The sequence below is a fragment of the Ruminococcus albus AD2013 genome, from assembly GCF_000526775.1.
Classification (GTDB): Bacteria; Bacillota; Clostridia; order Oscillospirales; family Ruminococcaceae; genus Hominimerdicola; species Hominimerdicola alba_A.
In genome coordinates this window covers 308,901-329,976 of sequence record NZ_JAGS01000001.1, presented here as the reverse complement: position 1 = coordinate 329,976, position 21,076 = coordinate 308,901, and the positions used below count along the sequence as shown (strand labels likewise).

Annotated in this window: 16 protein-coding genes; 8 read left to right on the top strand and 8 right to left on the bottom strand. The window is 45.3% G+C overall.

Annotated elements, in window-relative coordinates; genetic code table 11:
• Positions 1-202 precede the first annotated feature (202 nt).
• The 8 genes from N773_RS0101390 to N773_RS0101355 all read left to right on the top strand — a co-directional run bounded on the left by N773_RS0101390 (position 203) and on the right by N773_RS0101355 (position 9,992).
• Positions 203-937: a hypothetical protein gene (locus N773_RS0101390; protein ID WP_024856095.1), complete on the top strand. Its 735-nt coding sequence runs from the start codon at positions 203-205 to the stop codon at positions 935-937.
• A 341-nt stretch (positions 938-1,278) separates the two neighbouring features.
• Positions 1,279-1,656 (top strand): hypothetical protein, encoded by a 378-nt coding sequence (locus N773_RS22830; RefSeq protein ID WP_043537724.1) that lies wholly within the window; start codon positions 1,279-1,281, stop codon positions 1,654-1,656.
• Positions 1,640-2,224, top strand: coding sequence for a hypothetical protein (locus N773_RS22825; protein ID WP_242840337.1), 585 nt, complete (start codon positions 1,640-1,642; stop codon positions 2,222-2,224). Before N773_RS22830 ends, N773_RS22825 begins: the two co-directional genes overlap by 17 nt.
• Positions 2,225-2,410: 186 nt before the next feature.
• Complete coding sequence (locus N773_RS0101375) at positions 2,411-3,871, top strand: flotillin family protein (protein ID WP_024856094.1); 1,461 nt, start codon at positions 2,411-2,413, stop codon at positions 3,869-3,871.
• Between the two features lie 46 nt (positions 3,872-3,917).
• The gene (locus N773_RS0101370) at positions 3,918-5,348 is read left to right on the top strand and encodes a transglutaminase domain-containing protein (RefSeq protein ID WP_080678275.1); all 1,431 of its coding nucleotides are present in this window, start codon (positions 3,918-3,920) and stop codon (positions 5,346-5,348) included.
• A 602-nt stretch (positions 5,349-5,950) separates the two neighbouring features.
• Positions 5,951-7,732, top strand: coding sequence for a dockerin type I domain-containing protein (locus N773_RS0101365; RefSeq protein WP_024856092.1), 1,782 nt, complete (start codon positions 5,951-5,953; stop codon positions 7,730-7,732).
• A 194-nt stretch (positions 7,733-7,926) separates the two neighbouring features.
• Positions 7,927-9,492, top strand: coding sequence for a hypothetical protein (locus tag N773_RS0101360; protein ID WP_024856091.1), 1,566 nt, complete (start codon positions 7,927-7,929; stop codon positions 9,490-9,492).
• Between the two features lie 35 nt (positions 9,493-9,527).
• The gene (locus N773_RS0101355) at positions 9,528-9,992 is read left to right on the top strand and encodes a hypothetical protein (RefSeq protein WP_024856090.1); all 465 of its coding nucleotides are present in this window, start codon (positions 9,528-9,530) and stop codon (positions 9,990-9,992) included.
• Between the two features lie 65 nt (positions 9,993-10,057).
• Here the strand turns inward: N773_RS0101355 and N773_RS0101350 are convergent, their stop codons facing one another.
• The 8 genes from N773_RS0101350 to N773_RS0101315 form a co-directional block, all read right to left on the bottom strand.
• Positions 10,058-10,813 carry an HAD hydrolase family protein gene (locus tag N773_RS0101350; RefSeq protein WP_024856089.1) on the bottom strand — a complete coding sequence of 252 codons (756 nt, stop codon included), beginning with the start codon at positions 10,811-10,813 and terminating at the stop codon, positions 10,058-10,060.
• A gap of 1 nt (position 10,814) precedes the next feature.
• Complete coding sequence (locus N773_RS0101345; protein ID WP_024856088.1) at positions 10,815-11,870, bottom strand: cysteine protease StiP family protein; 1,056 nt, start codon at positions 11,868-11,870, stop codon at positions 10,815-10,817.
• Positions 11,871-11,873: 3 nt separating this feature from the next.
• Positions 11,874-13,109 carry a phosphoribosyltransferase domain-containing protein gene (locus N773_RS0101340; RefSeq protein ID WP_024856087.1) on the bottom strand — a complete coding sequence of 412 codons (1,236 nt, stop codon included), beginning with the start codon at positions 13,107-13,109 and terminating at the stop codon, positions 11,874-11,876.
• A gap of 144 nt (positions 13,110-13,253) precedes the next feature.
• Positions 13,254-15,977, bottom strand: a complete 2,724-nt coding sequence (locus N773_RS0101335; protein ID WP_024856086.1) for a calcium-translocating P-type ATPase, PMCA-type — start codon at positions 15,975-15,977, stop codon at positions 13,254-13,256.
• A gap of 124 nt (positions 15,978-16,101) precedes the next feature.
• Positions 16,102-16,752, bottom strand: a complete 651-nt coding sequence (locus N773_RS0101330; RefSeq protein ID WP_024856085.1) for a TerD family protein — start codon at positions 16,750-16,752, stop codon at positions 16,102-16,104.
• A 14-nt stretch (positions 16,753-16,766) separates the two neighbouring features.
• The gene (locus N773_RS0101325; protein ID WP_024856084.1) at positions 16,767-17,348 is read right to left on the bottom strand and encodes a TerD family protein; all 582 of its coding nucleotides are present in this window, start codon (positions 17,346-17,348) and stop codon (positions 16,767-16,769) included.
• 180 nt (positions 17,349-17,528) lie between these two features.
• Entirely contained in the window at positions 17,529-18,716 is a 1,188-nt protein-coding gene (locus tag N773_RS0101320; protein ID WP_024856083.1) for a toxic anion resistance protein, read from the bottom strand.
• 2 nt (positions 18,717-18,718) lie between these two features.
• On the bottom strand, positions 18,719-21,007 hold the full coding sequence (locus N773_RS0101315; protein WP_024856082.1) for a YceG family protein: 2,289 nt from the start codon (positions 21,005-21,007) through the stop codon (positions 18,719-18,721).
• Between the last annotated feature and the right edge of the window lie 69 nt (positions 21,008-21,076).

Genomic DNA, 21,076 nt, shown 5'->3' with positions numbered 1-21,076 from the left:
TTTACTTTATGCGGATATGTCATTTACCTAAAAGGTAAATCAGAATTGATTTTTCTATATTATAAAGGTATTATATATTATAATACTACGATTCTGTAAAAATTTTTTTGAAAAACCTCTTGACAAAGTAAAAGTTTTGGTGTATACTAAGGTAAATTAAATTTACAAGACAAATTTACCTGCGTAAAAGGAGGCGGGAAATATGATGGAAAGATTTGATATATGGTGGAACGGGCTCAGCGGACTGCTGAAAGTACTTTACTGCATCGCCTTTCCTTCAACAATGTTACTTATACTTCAAACCCTGCTGGCAATGTTCGGAATGCACCACGGTGCTCACGACGTAAGCGATACCTCGGGACTGGATATGCACACCGATGTGGGAGGACACAACTTCGATATCGGCCATGACATCGGCGGACATCACGGATTTGATATCCACCACGATGTTAGCGGCGGACACGGCGATATCGACGCACACCACAGCGGCGACTTCCACGATCATTCTATCAACGATAACGTTACGGACACCTCGATGCACTTCTTCACTTTACAGACGATAGTTGCATTCCTTACAGTGTTCAGCTGGTCATCGATAGTTCTGGTAGGTTCAAGAGTACCCAGTCTTGCGGCTCTTCCGGTAGGAATACTGCTTGGTATCGGTACGATGGCACTGGTAGCAAAGATGGTACAGCTTTCCATGAGACTTGCAGAGAACGGAACTGTTGACCTGAGAAACGCAATTGGCGAGAGTGCAACGGTATATATCCCCTGCCCGCCGAAAAATCAGGGAATGGGAAAGATAACCATGACGCTGCAGGGGCAGATGATGGAGCTTGGTGCTTTCAATGAGGGCGAAGAAATGCTGAAAACAGGAACCAAGGTAGTTGTGGTAGATGTACGCGGTGACGATGTGGTAGTAGAAAAAGATGCTTGATAGATCTCCGTGGTAAAGATAGAAAAAAAGTCAAAATGACACGGGAAATAAATAAAAAACTATAAGACAAGAGAAGAGACAAAAAGAATAAAAGAGACAAAAATATCCATGTGTAGAACAGAAGAAAGAAGACAACAGGACGTATAAAAAACAAAAGAAAGAGACATAAAAAAAGAGACAATAACTTATGTGTAGGACAGAAGAAGGAAGACAACAGGACGTATAAAAATACAAAAGAAAGAGACATAAAAAAGAGACAATAACTTATGTGTAGGACAAAAGAAGGCAGACAACAAGACGGCTTTTGGTTAAGGCAAAAAAAGAGAGAAGAGGTAATTTGAATGAGAACAAAAGCAAAAGCCGCACTGATATCCGCAGCAGCCATTGTGGGTGTTGCAGGTGGGATATGGTTTTCATGGTGCAGCGGAATCAATTACGAGAGAAGATACAAAAAGCTGTTCGACAAGACATTTAAAGGTGACTACAAGATAACCGTTACCGAAAGCGGGTTTTATACCAATAAGGAAGCTCCGATAAAGCTACCTGTCAGATACAAAATATATGATATAGAATATAAAGACAAAAACGGGAACGTGAGAAATACAGAACTTGACAGCAGAGCAAGCTATTACTATTCTTCATTTGACGATCAAAGCATGATCGAGTACATAAAAAAACGTATACAAATATGCCGACATGGAAATGATGGCATTTCTTGATACTGAAATGATGGATATTGTAAAAGCAGATATGTGCCAAAACATCATGCCTAAGTATTTTGATCTCAAGTCTGATTCCGATTTCACTTTTACATCAACAGGTGACGGATATAGTATTTTCCTTATTCCTTCTGATACAGCTGCGGACCATATACATATAGGAGAATCTTATTACAACGATGACAAAGTCAAGGAATATATATCACCGGATAATTGCCTTATCTTGTCTGATATGGACATGAAAACATTTGCAAACACTAAAACTGCTTATATATCGTTATCTTTACAAATTACCGATGAGAGCAAGTTTGATATGAAAGACGAGTATCTAAAAAAAGTTGAAGCTATGATCGATGAATACTCAGCTGCTTCTGACTTTGGCGGAAATTACCACTATATTGTACGCAGAACAAGTGACGGAGATACCGAATTGAAAGATCTTGATGCAACTGAAGTATATGTCATAAACGGTGAAAAAATAACATTTGATCCGAATGAAGAACGTCCATATTCAAGATTCAAAGAAGCGATAGCTGAAAAAGCCGGATATGACATATCCGAAAAATAAAGGAGAAGAACATGAAAAACATACTTCAAAAGTCCGTATACCGATATGAATCGGACGGCAAGCAGTTCACGGGAACATACCGATGTTATCGCCCATTCCCGAAAGAAAGATAAAGAAGATCAGAACAAAGAAAAAAGACAACATCTCACACAAAACAAATTCTTTGACAGATAAAGGAGAATAACTATGGGAACCGAGTCGATCATTATTATTTGCGTTATAGTTGCGGTACTTTTCGCAGCACTTATGGCTATACTTTCAAGATACAGAAAATGCCCCTCTGACAAGGTGCTTGTCATCTACGGTAAAGTTGGTACAGACAAGAACGGTCAGGCAAGGAGTGCCAGATGTATCCACGGCGGTGCGGCATTCATCATGCCTGTAATACAGTCCTATGAGTACATGGACCTGACACCTATATCCATAAACGTTGACCTGAAAAATGCGCTTTCAAAGCAGAATATCCGTATCGATGTTCCTTCAAGATTCACTGTTGGTATCTCTACCGAACCCGGCATCATGCAGAACGCCGCTGAAAGACTTCTCGGTCTGAAGCTGATGGAGATACAGGAACTGGCTAAGGATATCATCTTCGGTCAGCTGAGACTTATCATCGCTACAATGGATATCGAAGAGATCAACTCCGACAGAGACAAGTTCCTGCTGGCAGTATCCAACAACGTTGAGATCGAGCTGAAAAAGATCGGTCTTAAACTGATAAACGTTAACGTTACCGATATCACAGACGAATCCGGATATCTGGAAGCTCTCGGTAAAGAGGCTGCCGCTAAGGCTATCAACGACGCTAAGAAGAGCGTTGCAGAGAAGCACAGAGACGGTGAGATCGGTCAGTCACACGCACAGAAAGAGCAGAGGATCGAAGTTGCAGCTGCAAACGCTGACGCTATCAAGGGTGAGAACGATGCTAAGGTAGCCGTTGCACAGTCCGAGGCTGAGAGAAGAGAAAGAGAAGCAGAATCTCTGCGTAAAGCTACCGCTGCCGAGGCAGTTCAGGCTGCAAAGGCTAAGCAGGAGGCTTACATCGCTCAGCAGGAAGCAGAGCTTACAAGAGCAGAGCTGGAAAAGGCTACCCAGAAGGCTGACGTTATCGTTAAGGCTGAGATCAGCAAGCAGCAGGCTGAGATCCAGGCTGAGGCACAGGCTGAAGTTACAAGACGCAAGGCAAAGGGTGAAGCTGACGCTATCTTCGCTAAGATGGAAGCTGAGGCTAAGGGTAATCAGGAAATACTCACCAAGCAGGCAGAAGGTCTGAAGCAGATAGTTGCTGCTGCAGGCGGCGATGCAGATGCAGCTGTAAGACTTATCATCGCTGACAAGATGGAGCAACTGATAGCTATTCAGGTAGAAGCTATCAAGAACATCAAGATCGACAAGATCACTGTTTGGGACAGCGGCGCTAACGGCGGACAGGGCGGCGGTTCTACCGCTAACTTCCTCAGCGGTCTGATGAAGAGCGTACCCCCTCTGAACGATCTGTTCGAGCAGGCTGGTATGTCACTGCCCGAGTTCCTTGGCAAGGACATGAAGGACGCTCTGGAGAAGTCCCGCGAGGAAGCTATCCAGAGAGTTGCAGAGGAAGAGACAAAGAAGCTCAGCGCCAACGACGTTGAGATAATCGAGCAGTAATTTGCAAAAACACCAAATCACCTCAATAATACGACTTCTGTCGGGTATGGCTCATGCTGTACCCGACAGATACATTATTTCTGATGATCTTGCAAAGGAGAACAAAATGGTCATAAACATAAAAAAATATTTGTCGGCAGCAGCCGCACTTATGCTTACAATGACTGTACCTTCAAGCTGCAATAAAACTTCAAAGTCTCAAAACACTGATAATCTTTCAAGTCAGACGGTGGAAAGTTCCGATGTCGCACAAAACAGCGAGTACAAATTTGAGACAAAGACACATCAGCTTGAGATAGACGGCAGTTTTTATCAGGTATACAACAAGCAGATCAAATTCAATTATCTTGACAAACCATATGAGGAATGGCTTTCATATGTAAGCCCATATGATGAATATGTGCCTATGTTATACAGTGATGACAGCGGATATTACACTGCTCTGGATACTGTGGCTTTTGCTATACGCTACGCCTATGAGAACGGGATCGAGGAACTGGAATTCCCTGTCGAATATGATTCTGCCCTTATTGATCTGGGCTGGCAGTATGCAGGGCTCTCATTTCCCGATGTGCCAATGACGGCAGGTGGCTGTGAATACAAACTTACAGAGAATGGTTATTACCGATTGAAGCTTTCGGATTCGGTGCTGAAATCCGCTTCTCACACGGATGAAGTAATTGCCGCCGCCAGAGAAATAGTTGAAAGCATACCGCCCGAATGCACCACTGATGCGGATAAAGCTTATTATCTTTATGACTGGGTATGCACAAATGTTGCCTACGACGAATACCATGTAAACAGTACCGGTATGGTGAACAACGAACCACAGTCTGTTTACGGCGCCATAGTAAAAAAGAGAGCCGTATGTGATGGTATCGCTAGTGCAATACAGCTTCTGTTCAATATGGCGGATATAGACTGCGGCAAGGTCGATGCAGATGCGATAAGTGCAGATGAATCAGGCCATGTGTGGAATTTTGCCTACATCGGAGATGAGGTCTGGGATTTCGATGCAACATGGGATCTGAGAAACTATTGCGAAACAGAAGGCAATGAACTTACTTCTTTTGAAAATCCGGAATATTACAAATGGTTCGGAACTACACGCAGTACAAAACTTGGAATGACCAATCTTAATGATAACTGCATATACTTCATGCCGCCCACGAAAAAAAAGTTTTCTGCAGATTCTCCCGCGGCAAAGTGTGCGGATATACTGGTGAACATCACCGATGAAAGCGATGACATAGAATATATTTACGACGGAAAATCACACAAGTCGGTTGAAAACGAAAAGCTGAAAGATCTTATCAGCAAAAATGGTAATGCTGTTTTAAAATTCAATGACCCTTACCTTCTTGAAGGTTTTGACCATGAACTTGAACTCTATCGCGACCCAATCTACGAAGGAAAAGAAAACTCCGAGCTGGTTTATGAACTCGATCTTGAAAACTGTCTGCTTGAACTCAGGTAACCAAATAGCTCCCGTATGCGCTGTATTGCGTACGGGAGCTAATAATTTTTCATGTTTTATCTTTTAATTATTATGAATCCGTGTAAAATCGACTAATATATTTATCTTAAACGTTTTCTTGAAAAACTATATTTCAGGAGCAAGTTTCATATCATCATATTTTCTTTTAACTAAAATCAAAATCGATGCAATGATAAATATATTTAACAATCGATTTTCGCGATATACAGGGCGAATTCGGTTACAAAGTTTGTAACAATTTTAGCATCGATAATCCCGAATATAAATTTCTGACACTAAGATGGGCAAAATGTCAAATGCACTTATAAAAATTCGTGAAAAATGCCCACAAATATATAAGAACATATTTTCCTACACTATATATTGTATTTGAGGAATTATATCGCATCTATATAGCCTGTAATTATTTTGTAACCAATGAACAACGCAATTAAATTTAACCAAATATGCCCTACGTTAATAAACACAAAGGTTGACAATGTTATTATTTTACTATATAATATGAATACAACAAAACAAACAGTACGAGTTAAGAACAATAATAAAAATATGTCTCTTTTGTTCACCCGGAGGTGAGTTCGTTGATACTTAAAAGAACAGCGGCTGTGCTCATGGCAGTTGCTATGATGTTTGGAACAGCAGCAGCGACAGGAAGCAATATCATCAATGCTGCAGCAGCACAGGACAGCAACGGTGTATGTTCGTACACATATATAGACGTCAGAAAAGACGCAGATAAAAATTCAGCTGCCAAAGGCTGGCTCGACGGCGGAGATGCAGTAAGCATACTCGGAGAGAAATACGACAGCAACGGCACGCTTTGGTACAAGATACAATTTGAACTTCTTGTGGGATATGTTCCCGCAGATTCTATATCTGTAAGCGGTTCTCAGTCAGCTGATAACAGCAGCGATTTTGAAAGCTATCTGGATTCTCAGGCTTTTCCCGAGAGTTACAGGATTTATCTCAGAGATCTGCATAAGCAGCACCCTAACTGGATATTCAAGGCTCAGCACGTTGGTATCGACTGGGATACAGCAGTTAGCGAGGAGACCGTAGTCGGCAGAAACCTTGTACACAATGGTGCTCCCGATTCATGGAAATCCAGAGCAAAAGGTGCTTACGACCCTAACACTGACAGCTGGTATCAGCTGGATACAGGTTGGGTAGCGGCTTCTGACGGTATAATAAAGTATTATCTCGACCCCAGAAATTTCCTGAGTGAGAATTACATATTCATGTTTGAAAATCTTTCGTATGACCCATCGGTACATACCAGGGACGGCGTTGAGGCTATACTCCGCGGTACTTTCATGGACGGCGGATATACTTGTCCCGACACAGGTGAGTGGTTCTCATATGCAGATACCTTTATGGAGGCTGCTGAAGTATCAGGAGTTTCGCCTTACCATCTGGCTTCAAGATGCCGCAATGAACAGGGCGTTTACGGCGCACCTCAGTCGCTTGGTACAGTTGCGGGATATGAAAACTACTTCAATTTCTTCGATGTAGGTGCTTATGCTACATCTTCGATGACAGCAGGTCAGATGGCTGCAAGATATGCAACTAACTACAACGACAGCTATATGCTGCCTTGGACAAACCAGTATAGGTCCATAGTGGGCGGTTCGATATTCCTTGGCAACGGTTATATCACCAAGGATCAGGATACTCTTTATCTTCAGAAATTTGATATGACCGACGGCGGCAACGGATATTTCGCACACCAGTACATGACCTGTGTATTCGGACAAGCCAATGAAGCTGTCAGCCTTCTGAAGGCATACAGTGACGAAGTGCTTGATTCCGCAATGGAATTCAAGATACCCGTATACAACAATATGCCATCCACACGCTGCCCCAAGCCTGATTCAGAATCGGACAACAACGATTATCTCAGTTCTCTGAGTATTTCAGGTGTAACCATCAGCCCTGCTTTTAACAGCTATACTGACTCCTACACCGCTAAGGTATCAGCTGACACTGACAGCATTAATGTTTCAGCTGAAGCCAGCAGCAGCACTTCGGATGTATACGGTACCGGTGAGATCGCTCTTAAAGACGGCAAAAACACTATCGAGATCTCATGCGTTTCACCTGCAGGAACTACCCGAGTTTACAAGATCACGGTCAGCAAGGCTTCCAAATCAAAAAAGACTGCTGTTAATAAAACAACATTAAAATACGATATCAATGGCGACGGCAAAGTTAATATTACAGATATCGTAGTTGTAATGGCTCATATTTCAGGCAAAAAGCTTATGCTTTCTGCTAATGAAAAGAATGCCGATATCGACGGCAACGGCCGGGTAAATGTCACCGATGCTATGTTGGTGATCAGATTCGTTAAATGCAAGATATAATTATCTTTGCGAAGTATAGTTTTATAGACCGCCTCGTCAGGAAACTGTCGAGACGGTCGCTTTTTTGTTGGATATGACAAATTTCACTTGACATTTAGGCAAATTAATATTATAATTATAATAACCGATTTCATACTGCGGTATAGATTATTTTTACGGCAACGCCCCTCAGGCTTGTCGGGTCAGGAGGATATATGCTGATATGCAATAAATGCGGAAAAACAAGCAAGCGCGGAAAATTCTGCGTGTACTGCGGCGGTGAGCTTTCCGAGTTTTTTAAGCTGAAGACTGCCGAAAACAACAATGCACCCAAGGGTACTTGCCCTCAATGCGGAAAGGAATACACCACGGGTGGATTCTGTGTATTCTGCGGTACAAAGCTTGATAACGATACATACACAGAAGTCGAAGCTGTTATTGAGACTGCGCCTGTTGTTGAAACAGCTGTGGCGGAAGATCCTGTTATCGAAACTGCCCCGATCGTCGAACCCGAGCCTGTTAATATGCCCGAGAATGAGCCTGTTGCCGAGAATAATCCAGTTATTGATAATACTCCTGTTGCTGAAACTTCTGCCGAGGAGGAAAACCGGCTGAAATGCAGCGAATGCGGAAAGCTGCACAGCAAGGGCAAATTCTGCGTGGCTTGCGGAGGTGCTCTTGTTCCTGCCGATGCACCTGTTGTTGAGACGGAAAACGGTAAGCTTGCCTGTGCAGTATGCGGCAAGATACATGATGGAGGAAAGTTCTGCACTGCCTGCGGCGGTGAGCTGAAACCTGTCGGCACAGCTGATGAAACATCTGCTAACGCACCCTCACTGACTAAAGAACCTGAACCCGCTCCTGTTATTGAAAGTATTACAGCTACTGAAACTCCTGCAGGCGGACTTAAATGCGAGGTTTGCGGCAAGCCCCATGATAAAGGCAAGTTCTGCACGGCTTGCGGTGGAAAGCTTGTTCCTGCGGTAAATGATAACGCTCCTGCGGCTGTAGTTGAAAGTGCTCCCGCACCTGCGGTTGAGAGTGCTCCTGCTGCCGAAACCCCAGCGACGGGACTTGTTTGCGAAGTCTGCGGCAAGCCCCATGATAAAGGTAAATTCTGCACCGCTTGCGGTGGAAAGCTTGTTCCTGCGGTAAATGATAACGCTCTTGCTGCTGTAGTTGAAAGTGCTCCTGCACCTGTGCCTGAGAGTGCTCCTGTGGCAGAATGGCTGAAATGCGCAGTCTGCGGCAAACTTCACGACAAAGGCAAGTTCTGCACTGCTTGCGGAGGTCAACTCGTTTCTGCAAGCGCGGCATCTGAAACAGTTTCGGCTATACCCACGCCAGTGGCGCCTGTGACTTCAGTGATACCTACACCTGTATCCGCTCCCCTGCCAAACGAGCCAGCAGCACCTGTTTCTGCTCCCATTGATGCGAGTGCAGAATCATCAGGCAAACTGGTTTGCAAGGTTTGCGGCAAGATACTTGACAAAGGCAAGTTCTGCACTGCCTGCGGCGGTGAACTTGTTCCTATGGGAAGTCAGCCAGCACCTGATCCTGAAAACAGCGGTCTTGTATGCCCTATCTGCGGCAAAACATTTGAGCGCGGTAAATTCTGCACAGTTTGCGGTTCAACACTCGTTTCCCAGACAGCTGCACCATCTGCACCTGTAGACGACGGCAAACTGCACTGCGTACAGTGCGGAGCAGTATTCGATCACGGAAAGTTCTGCACATCATGCGGCGGTCAGCTGGTGACTTCGGATAAGCTGAATGTGTGATATCCCATCAATACAATCAAAGATAAGGTTCGGTTATGACAAACAGACAATGCGGAAAACTCAATATAGGCGGATATGAGTTTCAGGTAAAGGACTGCGACTCGACAAAGCTGTATATATTCGATAACGATGAAGACATCGACGAGGAAAGAGATTTCATATCCAAAACTATCTCAATGGATGTATGTTTTGAAAAGGGTCAGTTCGGTAACGAAGAAGCATCTCCAAAGCTGGTCATCAATGAAATTCCCACGGGTAAAGCTGATATCCGTGATACTATCGGCATGGAGTTTGAAGTGGGAAGTGTTGAAGAATCCATCGAGCGTGAGGACACTTTATATGTGTTTGAGCACGAACCGCTTATAAACTACAAGCTGAAGGTCATCGGTATTGAAGATGGTCTGATGCATCTTAAGATAAGCGGAACTGCTGTTACGGACGGATATTCCACCCCTGTACAGACTGCGGGATTTGATGGAGAGTTCAGACTTAATATTTAAAATAGTTCTATAATAATGTATAAAAAGGCACTTCTGACAATATATGTCAAAAGTGCCTTTTGTAGTTATTTTTTGCATTTATCGATAAGTGTTTCGATAACGAATTCTGCGAAATCACCATCGCCTTTGAAAACGCTTCTGTTTGGGTTTTCAAGGAGCGAGTCGAGAGCTTCGGGAATGATGGCTAAGTCTGCGGCTTCAAGCATGGGCAGGTCGATGGTGCTGTCACCTGCCGCGAAAATGAAAGCATCCTTTTCACCCTGTGCAAGACGCTTCAAGGCTTTTCCCTTGTTTATTTCAGGGGGCAGGAAGTATATCTTTCTGCCTGAAAGCATAACGTCAAGTTCGGTGAGAGTACTGTATCTGTCCATAAATTCTCCCACATATTCGGGTTTTGCGCAGGATATGTAGAGGTACATCTCATCGACTATCCTAACCACATTCAGTTTCTCATTGCCGTCAAGTTCGGCACGAAGTTTTTCCATCAGCGGCATGAGTTCATCGGCGTAGTGCTTTTCACTCATGCGCCATTTCTCGTTTTGAATACCCTTTTCGATGAGTATTGCGCCGTTGGTAGTTATTGCCCTGCTGTAACAGCCCTCTGGCAATTGTATCCTTTCAAACTGCGCCACGGAACGAGTCGTAAGCGGGACAAGCTCAACATTATCCGGTAGAGAGGACAGCTGTGCATGAACTTTTGCGCTCATGAAACCCTGCTCGGCACCATTGAGCATCTCAACGCAGATATCGCCCTCCCGCTTGTGCTTATAGGAATGTATCAGAGTATTGTCGAGGTCGCTTGCAAGTAATATCTTTCTCATATCAGTTATCCGCCATCGTCTTGATAAGCCCGCAGGCACGGTAATGTTTCAGCGGGTACTCCACAAGCTCACAGCCCTTTTCCTCGGCAAGCTGATAAAGATGTCCAAGATGTTCTTTATCATCAAGACTGTGTACCAGCATTTTCCATGGCATACGGCGCAGAAGCACTCTTGTGGCTTCGCCAATGCTGGGCTTGACCAGATTTATATCAGAGATACCGAAATCGCGGCAGATGCTTTTTACCTCCTCCATAGTGTTTTCTGCTGTGTCGGCGGCATTGTCGGTGAGGTCATAGTCCTCAAAGCTGAAATGCTCCTCCACTGTGTTTATAAATTTATAGGTGAGGTCTTTGTTGGCAAGTTCCTTGTAGAAGACCGCACCGTGAAAGTCCTTTTCGCCTATGATATCACTTCTCAGGAAAGTTCTGCTGAGAAGTCCAGATACTGTTGAATTAAGGCAGCTGCCGGCGATGAGAAAATCATCGTGAGTACCGCATTTTTCGGAGATAAATGCGGGGTCAGAAAGCACACCGAGACCTGCACTCACCTGCGGATAATCTTTCATGGCTTCTTCAAGCTGACGGGTGATAGCGCCCTTACCTGTCCAGCCGTCAATGAACTGGATATACTGCGGTTTGTGGCGGGCGAGTATATAGTCCATGGCATTTTTGTCGATACCTCTGCCGCGGATTATTGAGATAGTATAGTGAGCGACGTTTGTGCCGTACTTTCTGTCCATATAGTGTTTCAGCAATACGCCGATGGACGTACCTGCCCTTGCAAGGGAAACAAGGACTGCATTTTCACCTTTATCTTTGTATATAAGCTGACCGAGCCTGCCTACGGCTTCGGCGGTAATTCCGCTGTACATATCAAGAGCGGTATAGAATGACTTCATATACTGCTCCGAGGGTTCGTACTCTATTGGCAGCATCTCGCAGTAGTGCCTGCCGCCTTGTATGAGTTTTTCTCTTTCCTCAGTGCTCTGGGGCTTTACCTGACCTGTGATATCTTTCAGGAGTATTGTAACATCTTCATTTTTATAGGAACCGAACATCAGTTATATCCTTTCTACGATTATCTCTTTGCAGCCGTAATGTCTGAACAGCGAACCAAGTTCATTTACTGCGTCCATATTTTCCGGAGCAGAATCCGTCACAATGAGTACGGAATCATACTTTTTAAGGTCATACAGGAAAGTCTGTCTTCCCTTTTCGTAGAAGCTTTGAAGCTTGTAGCCATTGAATATTGGGTAGCCCTCGGCTTCGCAGATACCTATGGGACTGCGGGTAGTTGCATGGAACTTCACGCTATTGTATGCGCCGCTGTTTTCAAGCTTTTCGGCTATTATAAGCCCTGCATACATACACTCCTCAGTGCCGATGACGGCTATACTTTTGCCCGAGGGTATCATGGTGCTGTCGGCTGTACTTATCATATCATGGCGTGCAAGGATACTATCGATATACTCCCCTATCACAACGCCTGTTCTGGGCGAAGTATCGCCGTCCTCTTTCAGCAGATAGGCTGCCTTTATCAGGTCGTCGCTGTTGTCCACAGCAGGCAGGTCGGAAGCACCCCGAATCTCGAACTTATTGACAGTCTCGGTATAATCCACGTTGTCTATCTTTAAAAGCTGACGGCAGATCATGCCGTGCATTTCAAGGCGGCGGACGTTTTCCTCACTCATGCGGTCGATAATGGAAGCCGCTACTATCTGCTTATCACACAGCTGAGGAAATTCCTCCCTGAGCTGTTCTATCATGTTTACAAGAGTCTTCCCTGTGGAAAATTCATCGTCAACGAAAATGACAGTATCCGTGTTATCGAGAGCGGCAGAAAAGCCATCAGCAGAAAGCTTCTGCTCGGTAGCGTGGCTGTGTTCCTCCTGAAATTCTATCCATTTGCTGACCTCGGGTACTTCCTCGCGTGTGGTCTGGATATAAACGCAGTCACTGCCCATATACTCTGCAACAGCTGCGCCGATAGCGGTAGCTGTTTCAGCAAAGCCCACTACCAGCTTGGTCTGCGGAAATTCTCTTTTCAGCTTTGCGCCGAGTGTGCGCAACATGGTAAGGCAATCCTTGGGACTTACAGGGATATGCTTGCCTTGCAGTGGGTCAACCAGAAGATAGGTGCGCTTGGTATTGTGAAAGCGCTTAGCAAGGCGCATAAGCTGAGGAAGTGTGTATTCTTCCTCGGCAGCTGATACGTTCATAACCGAGCTGCCTTTGATGACACAGGTCAGTTCACTTTCAAAGCTGGTTCTGTTCTCTGAGGTGAGCTTGTTTTTCATATTGCTTTCTCCTTTATAATATATTCTGTATGTCTTTTAAAATGCCCGCGGATCCCGTGAGCATTATAAAAAGCACCCTGTATCATACCATAAACACGGCTCGCACAAAACGTGTGAGCCGTGTACAGTTTATATGATATTTGCTTATTCAGCTGTTTTTGCAGGACCCGAAACAGTCTTTCTGATAAGGTCAACGGGTATCATGGTAAGTGCCATGAGCACTACTACTACCCAGCCTGCGATGCCGAAAGGTACGCAGCTGAACATCTTGCCGAGCCACTGGAAAGGTGCCAGAGGTATAAGGCCGCAGTTAACGATAACTGCCTGTACAGCAATGATAGCACACATAACTCTCAGGAAGCCGGGGTTCAGGTTCAGACCCTTGAAGATACCGTACTTCTGATCTCTTACATTGAAACCGTTTGCAAGTGCGCTGACGATGAACAGTACAAAGTAGCCTGTTTTCAGCTTATCAATGTTGCCGTCAAAGAAATTCTGGCAGAACAGACCCTTGGAGAGATCCTTCATAACATCGCCCACGCTGTTGCCTGCTGAGGGGATAAGGAAGAACAGGAAGCTCATGATAGTCAGCCATGCGCCCATAACACCGATCTGTACAGCCATAGGCTTGCTGATGATGCTCTCGTCTCTTCTTCTGGGCTTTTCGAGCATATACTTTTCAAGTGCAGGCTCGTTACCCAGCATGATAGCACCCAGACCGTCCATAACGAGGTTAACGAACAGCAGGTGTGTAACCTTCAGAGGTTCTTCGATACCGAAGAAAGGTCCGAAAGCGGATACCAGTACAGCTGCCACGTTGATGACCAGCTGGAACTTACAGAATTTAAGGATATTGTTGTAGATGGTTCTGCCGTAGAGGATAGCATCCTTGATGGACTTGAAGTTATCATCGAGGATAACGATCTCGCCTGCTTCCTTGGCAGCTTCGGTACCGCTGCCCATTGCAAAGCCGACATCTGCCTTTTTAAGAGCAGGGCTGTCGTTTACGCCGTCGCCTGTCATACCTACGACCAGGTTCATTTCCTGACAGATCCTTACCATTCTGGACTTATCGGTAGGCAGTGCTCTTGCGATAACGCGGATATCTCTCACTATCTTCTTTACTTCGTCATCGGACATCTTATTGAGTTCAGCAGATGACAGTGCAATATCCTTATCGCTCTTGATAAGACCTGCATCCTTAGCGATAGCCTTGGCAGTTTCAAGACGGTCACCCGTTATCATTACGACCTGGATACCAGCCTCCTGAACTTCGTGGATAGCTTCCTTAGCCTCGGCACGAACATCATCACGTATACCGACAAGACCGATGATAACTACATCGTCGTTGATCTCGTTCTCAACCATAGGCTTTTCGGAGTAACCAAAACTCAGTACACGCATTGCCTTGTTAGCAAGTGCATCGATCTTTTCGTTCAGCTTGTCCATGTCGATATCCTTGATATTGCCGTCGGCATCAAGGTACTTTTTAGCCTTTGCGAGAAGTCTTTCGGGAGCGCCCTTATAGAAGGTCTTACCCAGATTATCTATTCTCGACTGACTGAACTTGTTAGCAGAATTGAAGCCCTGATATGTGGTAACTTCGTATTCCTTGTTCTCTTTCAGCGCATTGAAATCAGCCTCGCCGATGAAGTGCATCAAAGCCTGATCTGTGAAGTTACCGCCGATGACATTGTGGTTGCCATCGAACAGTGACTGTGTGTTCTTACCGATTGAGATATCCAGCAGTTCCTTGACTTTCTTGCAACCTGCAAGTTTTTCATTAGGGATAACTTCGCCGTCAGCTGTGAAGAACTCAACAACTTCAAGCTTACCCTTGGTGATAGTACCTGTCTTATCGGAGAACAGAACGTTCAGAGAACCAGCGGTCTCGATACCGACAGCCTTACGTACAAGTACGTTATGGTCAAGCATCTTGCTGGTGTTCTGCATAAGAACGAGGGATATCATCAGCGGCAGGCCCTCGGGGACTGCACAGACAACGATGATGATAGCGATGGATACGCCTTCAACGATCTTCTTGATAACAGAAGAAGCGCCAAGTGCGAAGAAGTCAGCAGGACCGCCTGCCTTGATGATGAAGTAGATAATATAAACGACAGCGATGATGATAGCAGAAACATAACCGAATATCGATATCTGGTTAGCCAGCTTTGCAAGCTTAACTTTCAGAGGTGAATCGGGTTCTTCCTCATTCATTTCCTCTGCCATCTTACCCATCATTGTCTTGAGACCTACCTGTCTTACATCGAGGTAGCCCTCGCCATCGATACATACAGCACCTCTGAACAGTGAATGTTCATCAACGAAGGTATCACCTGTGATGTCGGTAGGCATCTCAAAGCCGCCCTCAGCTGCGGTCTTCTTACATTCCTCAGCCTCACCGTTAAGTGCGGAGTTATCCACCTTGATATTACCATGTACCAGAACACCGTCCGCGGGTATCTTATCACCCGACTGTAAAAGAATCAGGTCGCCCTGTACAACGTCATCGACCTCGATAACATTTGTAGCACCGTCACGGATAGCTTTACACTTATCCTTTTCGGAATTTTCTTTCAGTTCGATATACTTCTGGTCACTTGCAACGTTTGTCTTTGCCGAAACGAATGCAACTATCAGCACTGCAACTATCGTACCGATAGGCTCATATGGTTCAGCAAGTCCTGCGATAGCCATTACTATCATCAGTGCTGCGATAGCAAGGAGTATCTTAATCATCGGGTCTCCGAAAGTTTCAAGGAACTCTTTCAGAAACGTGGTAGGCTCTGCCTCTGGTATGGCATTTGAGCCGTTTTTCGCGCGTGATTCTTCGACCTGTTGTGAGGTCAAACCTTTTAGATCCATAGTTCAATAAACTCCCTTACAACTTGATCCAACGAAAACGTTAGAAATATTTGTCAGAAAATAAGGAGAAACCGCGGCGCCGCCGCAGTTCTCCCGTTTTCACGATTTGAATGGGGCTGTGTTATCACATACCTGCGTATCTTCTGGCAAGATCAGCGATACTGCCGTCATTGGTACCCTGACCGATCGCATTGAACTTCCATTCATTGCCGTGTCTGTATATCTCACCGAATACCATAGCAGTTATGCCCGGGTAACTCTCGGTAAGATTGTACCTGCATATCTCGTTGTTGTTCCTGCCGTCTACCAGCCTGATGAATGCATTTCTGATCATGCCGAAATGCTGGTTCTTCTGTATAGCATGGTAGATATTTACAGCTAAAACTATCCTGTCATACTGCGGAGGCACCTGTGAAAGATCAACAACGATCTGCTCATCATCGCCGTCACCTGCACCTGTCAGATTGTCGCCCATATGGACTATCGATCCTGTTGCATGACGCAGATTGCCGTAGTAAATGATATCGTTCTTATTCATGAGCTTTCCGCCCTGAAGAACAAAAGCCGATGCATCACAGTCGATGGTATCACCGCCCGTACTCTGCATATTTCCGGAGGTGTTTCCTCCGAAAAGGTTGGAGAAGAATCCGCCCTGCTTCTGCTGTGCAGGTGCAGGCGCAGCCTCATCCCAGCCCAGACCGACTATTACTTTAGAAAGTCCCGCACTTTCCTTGGAAAGGCTGACTTTTTGTCCTTTTTGAAGATTTATAGACATTATCAGGTCGCTCCTTATTCAGCGTCGATGCCATAGTGACCGCAGAGTGCAGCCAGACCGCCCTGGAAGCCGCTGCCGATAGCGTTGAACTTCCACTCGCCGTTATTTCTGTAAAGTTCGCCTACAACGATAGCTGTCTCGATGGAGAAGTCCTCGCCGAGGTCATATCTAACGATCTCCTCACCTGTTGCCTGATCAACAACACGGATGAAGGAGTTGGATACCTGACCGAAGTTCTGTCTTCTGTTATCAGCATCATATATAGTAACTGTGAATGCGATCTTGGAGATATTCTCAGGCATCAGGCTGAGGTCGATCATGATCTGCTCATCATCGCCGTCTCCGCCGCCTGTCAGGTTATCGCCCATATGTTTAACAGCGCCGCTTGAATGCTCCAGGTTGCCGTAGAAAATGAACTCTCTTTCGGAAGGGCATCTTCCGCTGTCATCTGCCATGAAGCAGGCTGCATCCAGGTCGAAATCTGCACCTGAATCGAACGCATTAACGTCCCAGCCAAGACCGATCATAATATTTTTCAGTCCGGGATTTCCCTTTGTCAAGCTAACTTTCTGTCCTTTGCTAAGATTGATAGGCATAATTTTGTCCTCCTCATAAATACATTTTGGCTTTGTGCCTTTCTTTTGGTGTGGGGCTTTCGCCCCTTTATCTTTCTGTAATTGCATTATAACAGATTTTTAACTGCTTGTCCAGCTACGAAAGTTGGAAGTTCCGCAACGGACAGTTGCAAATTACAGATAAGGTACGTAAAAAGTGATTTACTTTCTCTTATCAGGAACGTCGTAGTGTGCCTTGAAGTCCTGCTTGATAGCTTCAAGCCTTACCTTGTCTTCCTGACGCTTCTTTCTTGCCTCAGCCTCGATGCCTCTGGTCTCCTCGATACCGTTCATGATAGTCTTCCATGTGGTCTCGAGAGTCTCGATCTGTATCGAGCTGCCTGAAGCAAGTCTTGCTGTCATCTTGGACTGCTCGACTGTATTGTGGGCATTCTTTATCAGCATCTCGTTGGTCTTCTGGTCAAGTGCTGCCATAGACTCAGCCTGTATCTTCTGTCTCTTCAGCAGTATAGCCTGAGCCAGAGCCTGCTTGAATATAGGCAGGGTGATGATGAATGCGGAATTGATCTTTCTAACGAGGTTGTAGTTAGAGAACTCCATGGTCTTCAGCATAGGTATAGACTGCATAGCAACGTTCTCGGCTGTTCTCAGGTCCTGTACTCTCTGTTCAAGCATCATTAGTGCCTGATTGAGGGACTGGAGTTCGAACTGAATGGAGTTGTCGCCTGTCTTTTCAAGCTCATCCTGCTTCTGTGCTATGTAAGCTTCCAGCTCACGGCAGCCCTGCTCACCTGCAAGGATATACTTCACAAGGTCGTGATAGAAGTTGACATTAGCGTCAAACATTGTATTCAGCTTTCTGTTGGACTGCTTTATCTCATCCTCGTATTTTCTCAGCTGAACATAGATCTTATCTACCTCGTCACCCATGGTGTGGTACTTTGCGAGTATCTTATCCAGCTGCTTTCTTGCGTTGTTGAAGATCTTCTTGAAGAAAGAAGGATCATCTTTTATCTCGTCAACATCGAACTTCGACATGATATTCGCCAGTACCTGCATCAGCTGACTGGTCTCGTCTATCTGTGTCATATTCATGCTGTTGAGCACCTGGTCGGAAGCCTTTGCTATCTCATCGGCAGCCTCAGCGCCGAATGTTACGATAGAATCAAGGTTATCCAGTTCGATAGTGCTTACCAGAGCGTCTACCTCGGGTGAGTTTACCAGTTCGGTAGTCATCTGTTCTCTGTCTGCAACGATATCATACTTTTCTACTACCGAAAGCTCGGTCTCCTGCTGTACAGGAGCTGCTGCAACGGTAGGCATAGCGTCTGTTGTCGGTGCTGCTGCGGGTGCAGGCTGGGGAGCAGCCTTTGTGAAATCAAGTCCCATAGTTATTTACCTCTCTTAAATATTCTGTCTCGCCATGAAGTTGGCTGTTTTTTAACTACAAATCTTCTCAGATCGGGCACGTTAAGGTCATAAACGTACTGCCCTATCTGATGTTCTTCCATCACGGTCGTGTTGAAGAATTTCTCAACGCTCTGATATCCTGTGGGAACGAAGAATACTATATCGAAGCCTATCAGGTTCAGGAATGCGATTATGATGGAATCTTCAAGTGATATCATCCTTTCGCCGGGATTTATATATACCAGCTTGGGATTCGACTTTGTAAAATCAAAGCTCTGTATCTTTCTGACCATATCCATATTAAGGTTCATTATGGTCGCTACTATCGTATACTCTGTGCCGTTTTCAAAAGTACCCTTTATCATACGGCTGTCGATGAGGAGCTGTAATTTATCCAGCATATGGTCCTGTATCTCATCACGCAGGAATCCGTATCGGTAGCTTGGGTGGTTCTTAATGACCCGTCTTTGCAGCATACCTCTTTTCAGGAACTCCGTGCTGTAACTCTTCATTTCGTTATAGCTGTCTGTGCTAATATAAGGTGCCTGTGTTATAAGGAAGGTATCGGGAGTAAGCAGCTGTTTTATGCTGCCCCAGTACTGTTCAAGGTCGCCGTCCTTTACGCCCGAGACCTTTGCAAATATGACAGGCATATTCACAACATCTTCAACTGTACTGAAATTCGGACGGTATTTGAGTTCCTCTTTCCACAGGAGAGATATCTCCTCATACATTGTTTTGAGCGTTACGGCATTCGCCTTGGAATACTGCCTGTTTCGGTAGATACCCGAATCCTGATACATAAGTGTATCAAGCTCTCGCTCGGCATGATAGGCGAGCGTCGGCATCTGTAACTGCGTAGTCTCCGACGGGAATTTCTTCACATCAAGAGTTTCGGCACAGTTCTGCTCGAACAGCAGTTTATCGTTAAGGCAGCATTTTTTATCTGCATTCAGGTCAGGAACAAGTATCAGAACATCCACAGGCAGCCTTGCCAGATATCTCAGGAACATAGCTTCATGCTCGTTCTTGCACCCGCCCATAAGTATAAAGCAGGAAAGCTCGGGCATACGCCAGTTCGCAAAAAGCTGCGTCATATAGCGTTTCAGCCAACAAATGATGTATACCGCTTTATTGGTCAGCCTGTTGAGATTGCTGCTGTCGGCAGCACATTCCCCAAGCATAATATCCACAAAGCTCTTCACCATTACCCTTTGCAGTTCGATATTGTTGCCATAGCGTATCTGCAAAGCAAGGTCGGCTATCATCTGCTCTGGCTGGTTATAGTATTTTCTCGGAACGCCATTTATCTCATCAGGGGTAGGCAGAGGTATTCCCTCGTCTATCACTACCACCTGTCTGCCGTTCTTTTTAAGTTCAAGCTGCATCTGGTAGAGGTCGTTGAGGTAAGTCAGCTTATCCCAGACACCGTTTATCCTTGTGAAGATATTATAGAACATCTTCGGATCGGTGCCTCTCTCATTCGCGGGGCGCTTGAAATCGGCGATATGCTCCTCATCGCCGCTCATCCACGCGTTGGTGCAGTTGGTAAATCTCGGTTCAGCACCGTATAGTCTTTGCCTGTTCGCCTCAGCCTGCTGCATCTGGCGCATACCTTTAAGGCTGAAACCTTCGGGGAAAGCTCCAAGCCCTGCGATATCCAGCTTGTGGGAAGTTTTCGACATCGGATCGAGTTTCAGGTACTCGTCATCGCCGTTATACTGCAAAAGCACCACATCGCACCCTGCATTTGAAAGCACGGTTATCAGCAGAAGTTCATAGTTGCTGATATCGCCCTCATAGAGTATCTTCGGCACTTTGCTCTCACCCAGCTGAGCTGTCACACGCTCAAACTTATAGTAAAGCCAGCACATGAATTTGATATAGCAGTTTTTGAGCATATTTTCATTCTTGCCCTGACTTCGCAGTTCATTCAAGGTATTATAAATTGAACCTGCCACGGCGCCGCGCTGATAATCGCTCATTCGGGGAAGCCATTTTTTCAGCTTCATTGTCAGGAAATTCAGATCCATCTTGAAATCCATGCCCATCATTTCTTCAAAATAGGCAAGGTTCTTGTTATCGGGATTAGGTATCCTGCCCTCGATGATGACACCGCTCGTCCGTGCGGCTTCGTAATATTTTTTCAGAAATTCCGCTACCTGCTCATTGTATCCGCAGACGCGGTAAAAATAAACTCCTTTTTCGGGTCTTGCGCTAAGTTCCTTGAAGTAGTCATCAAGCCCGACCAATCTCTTATGTTCAAACATTCAGACATACCCTTATTTATCCGCCGAACACGCCTGTTTTTTCGGCTTTTGGCGGAGCATTTTTTCTTT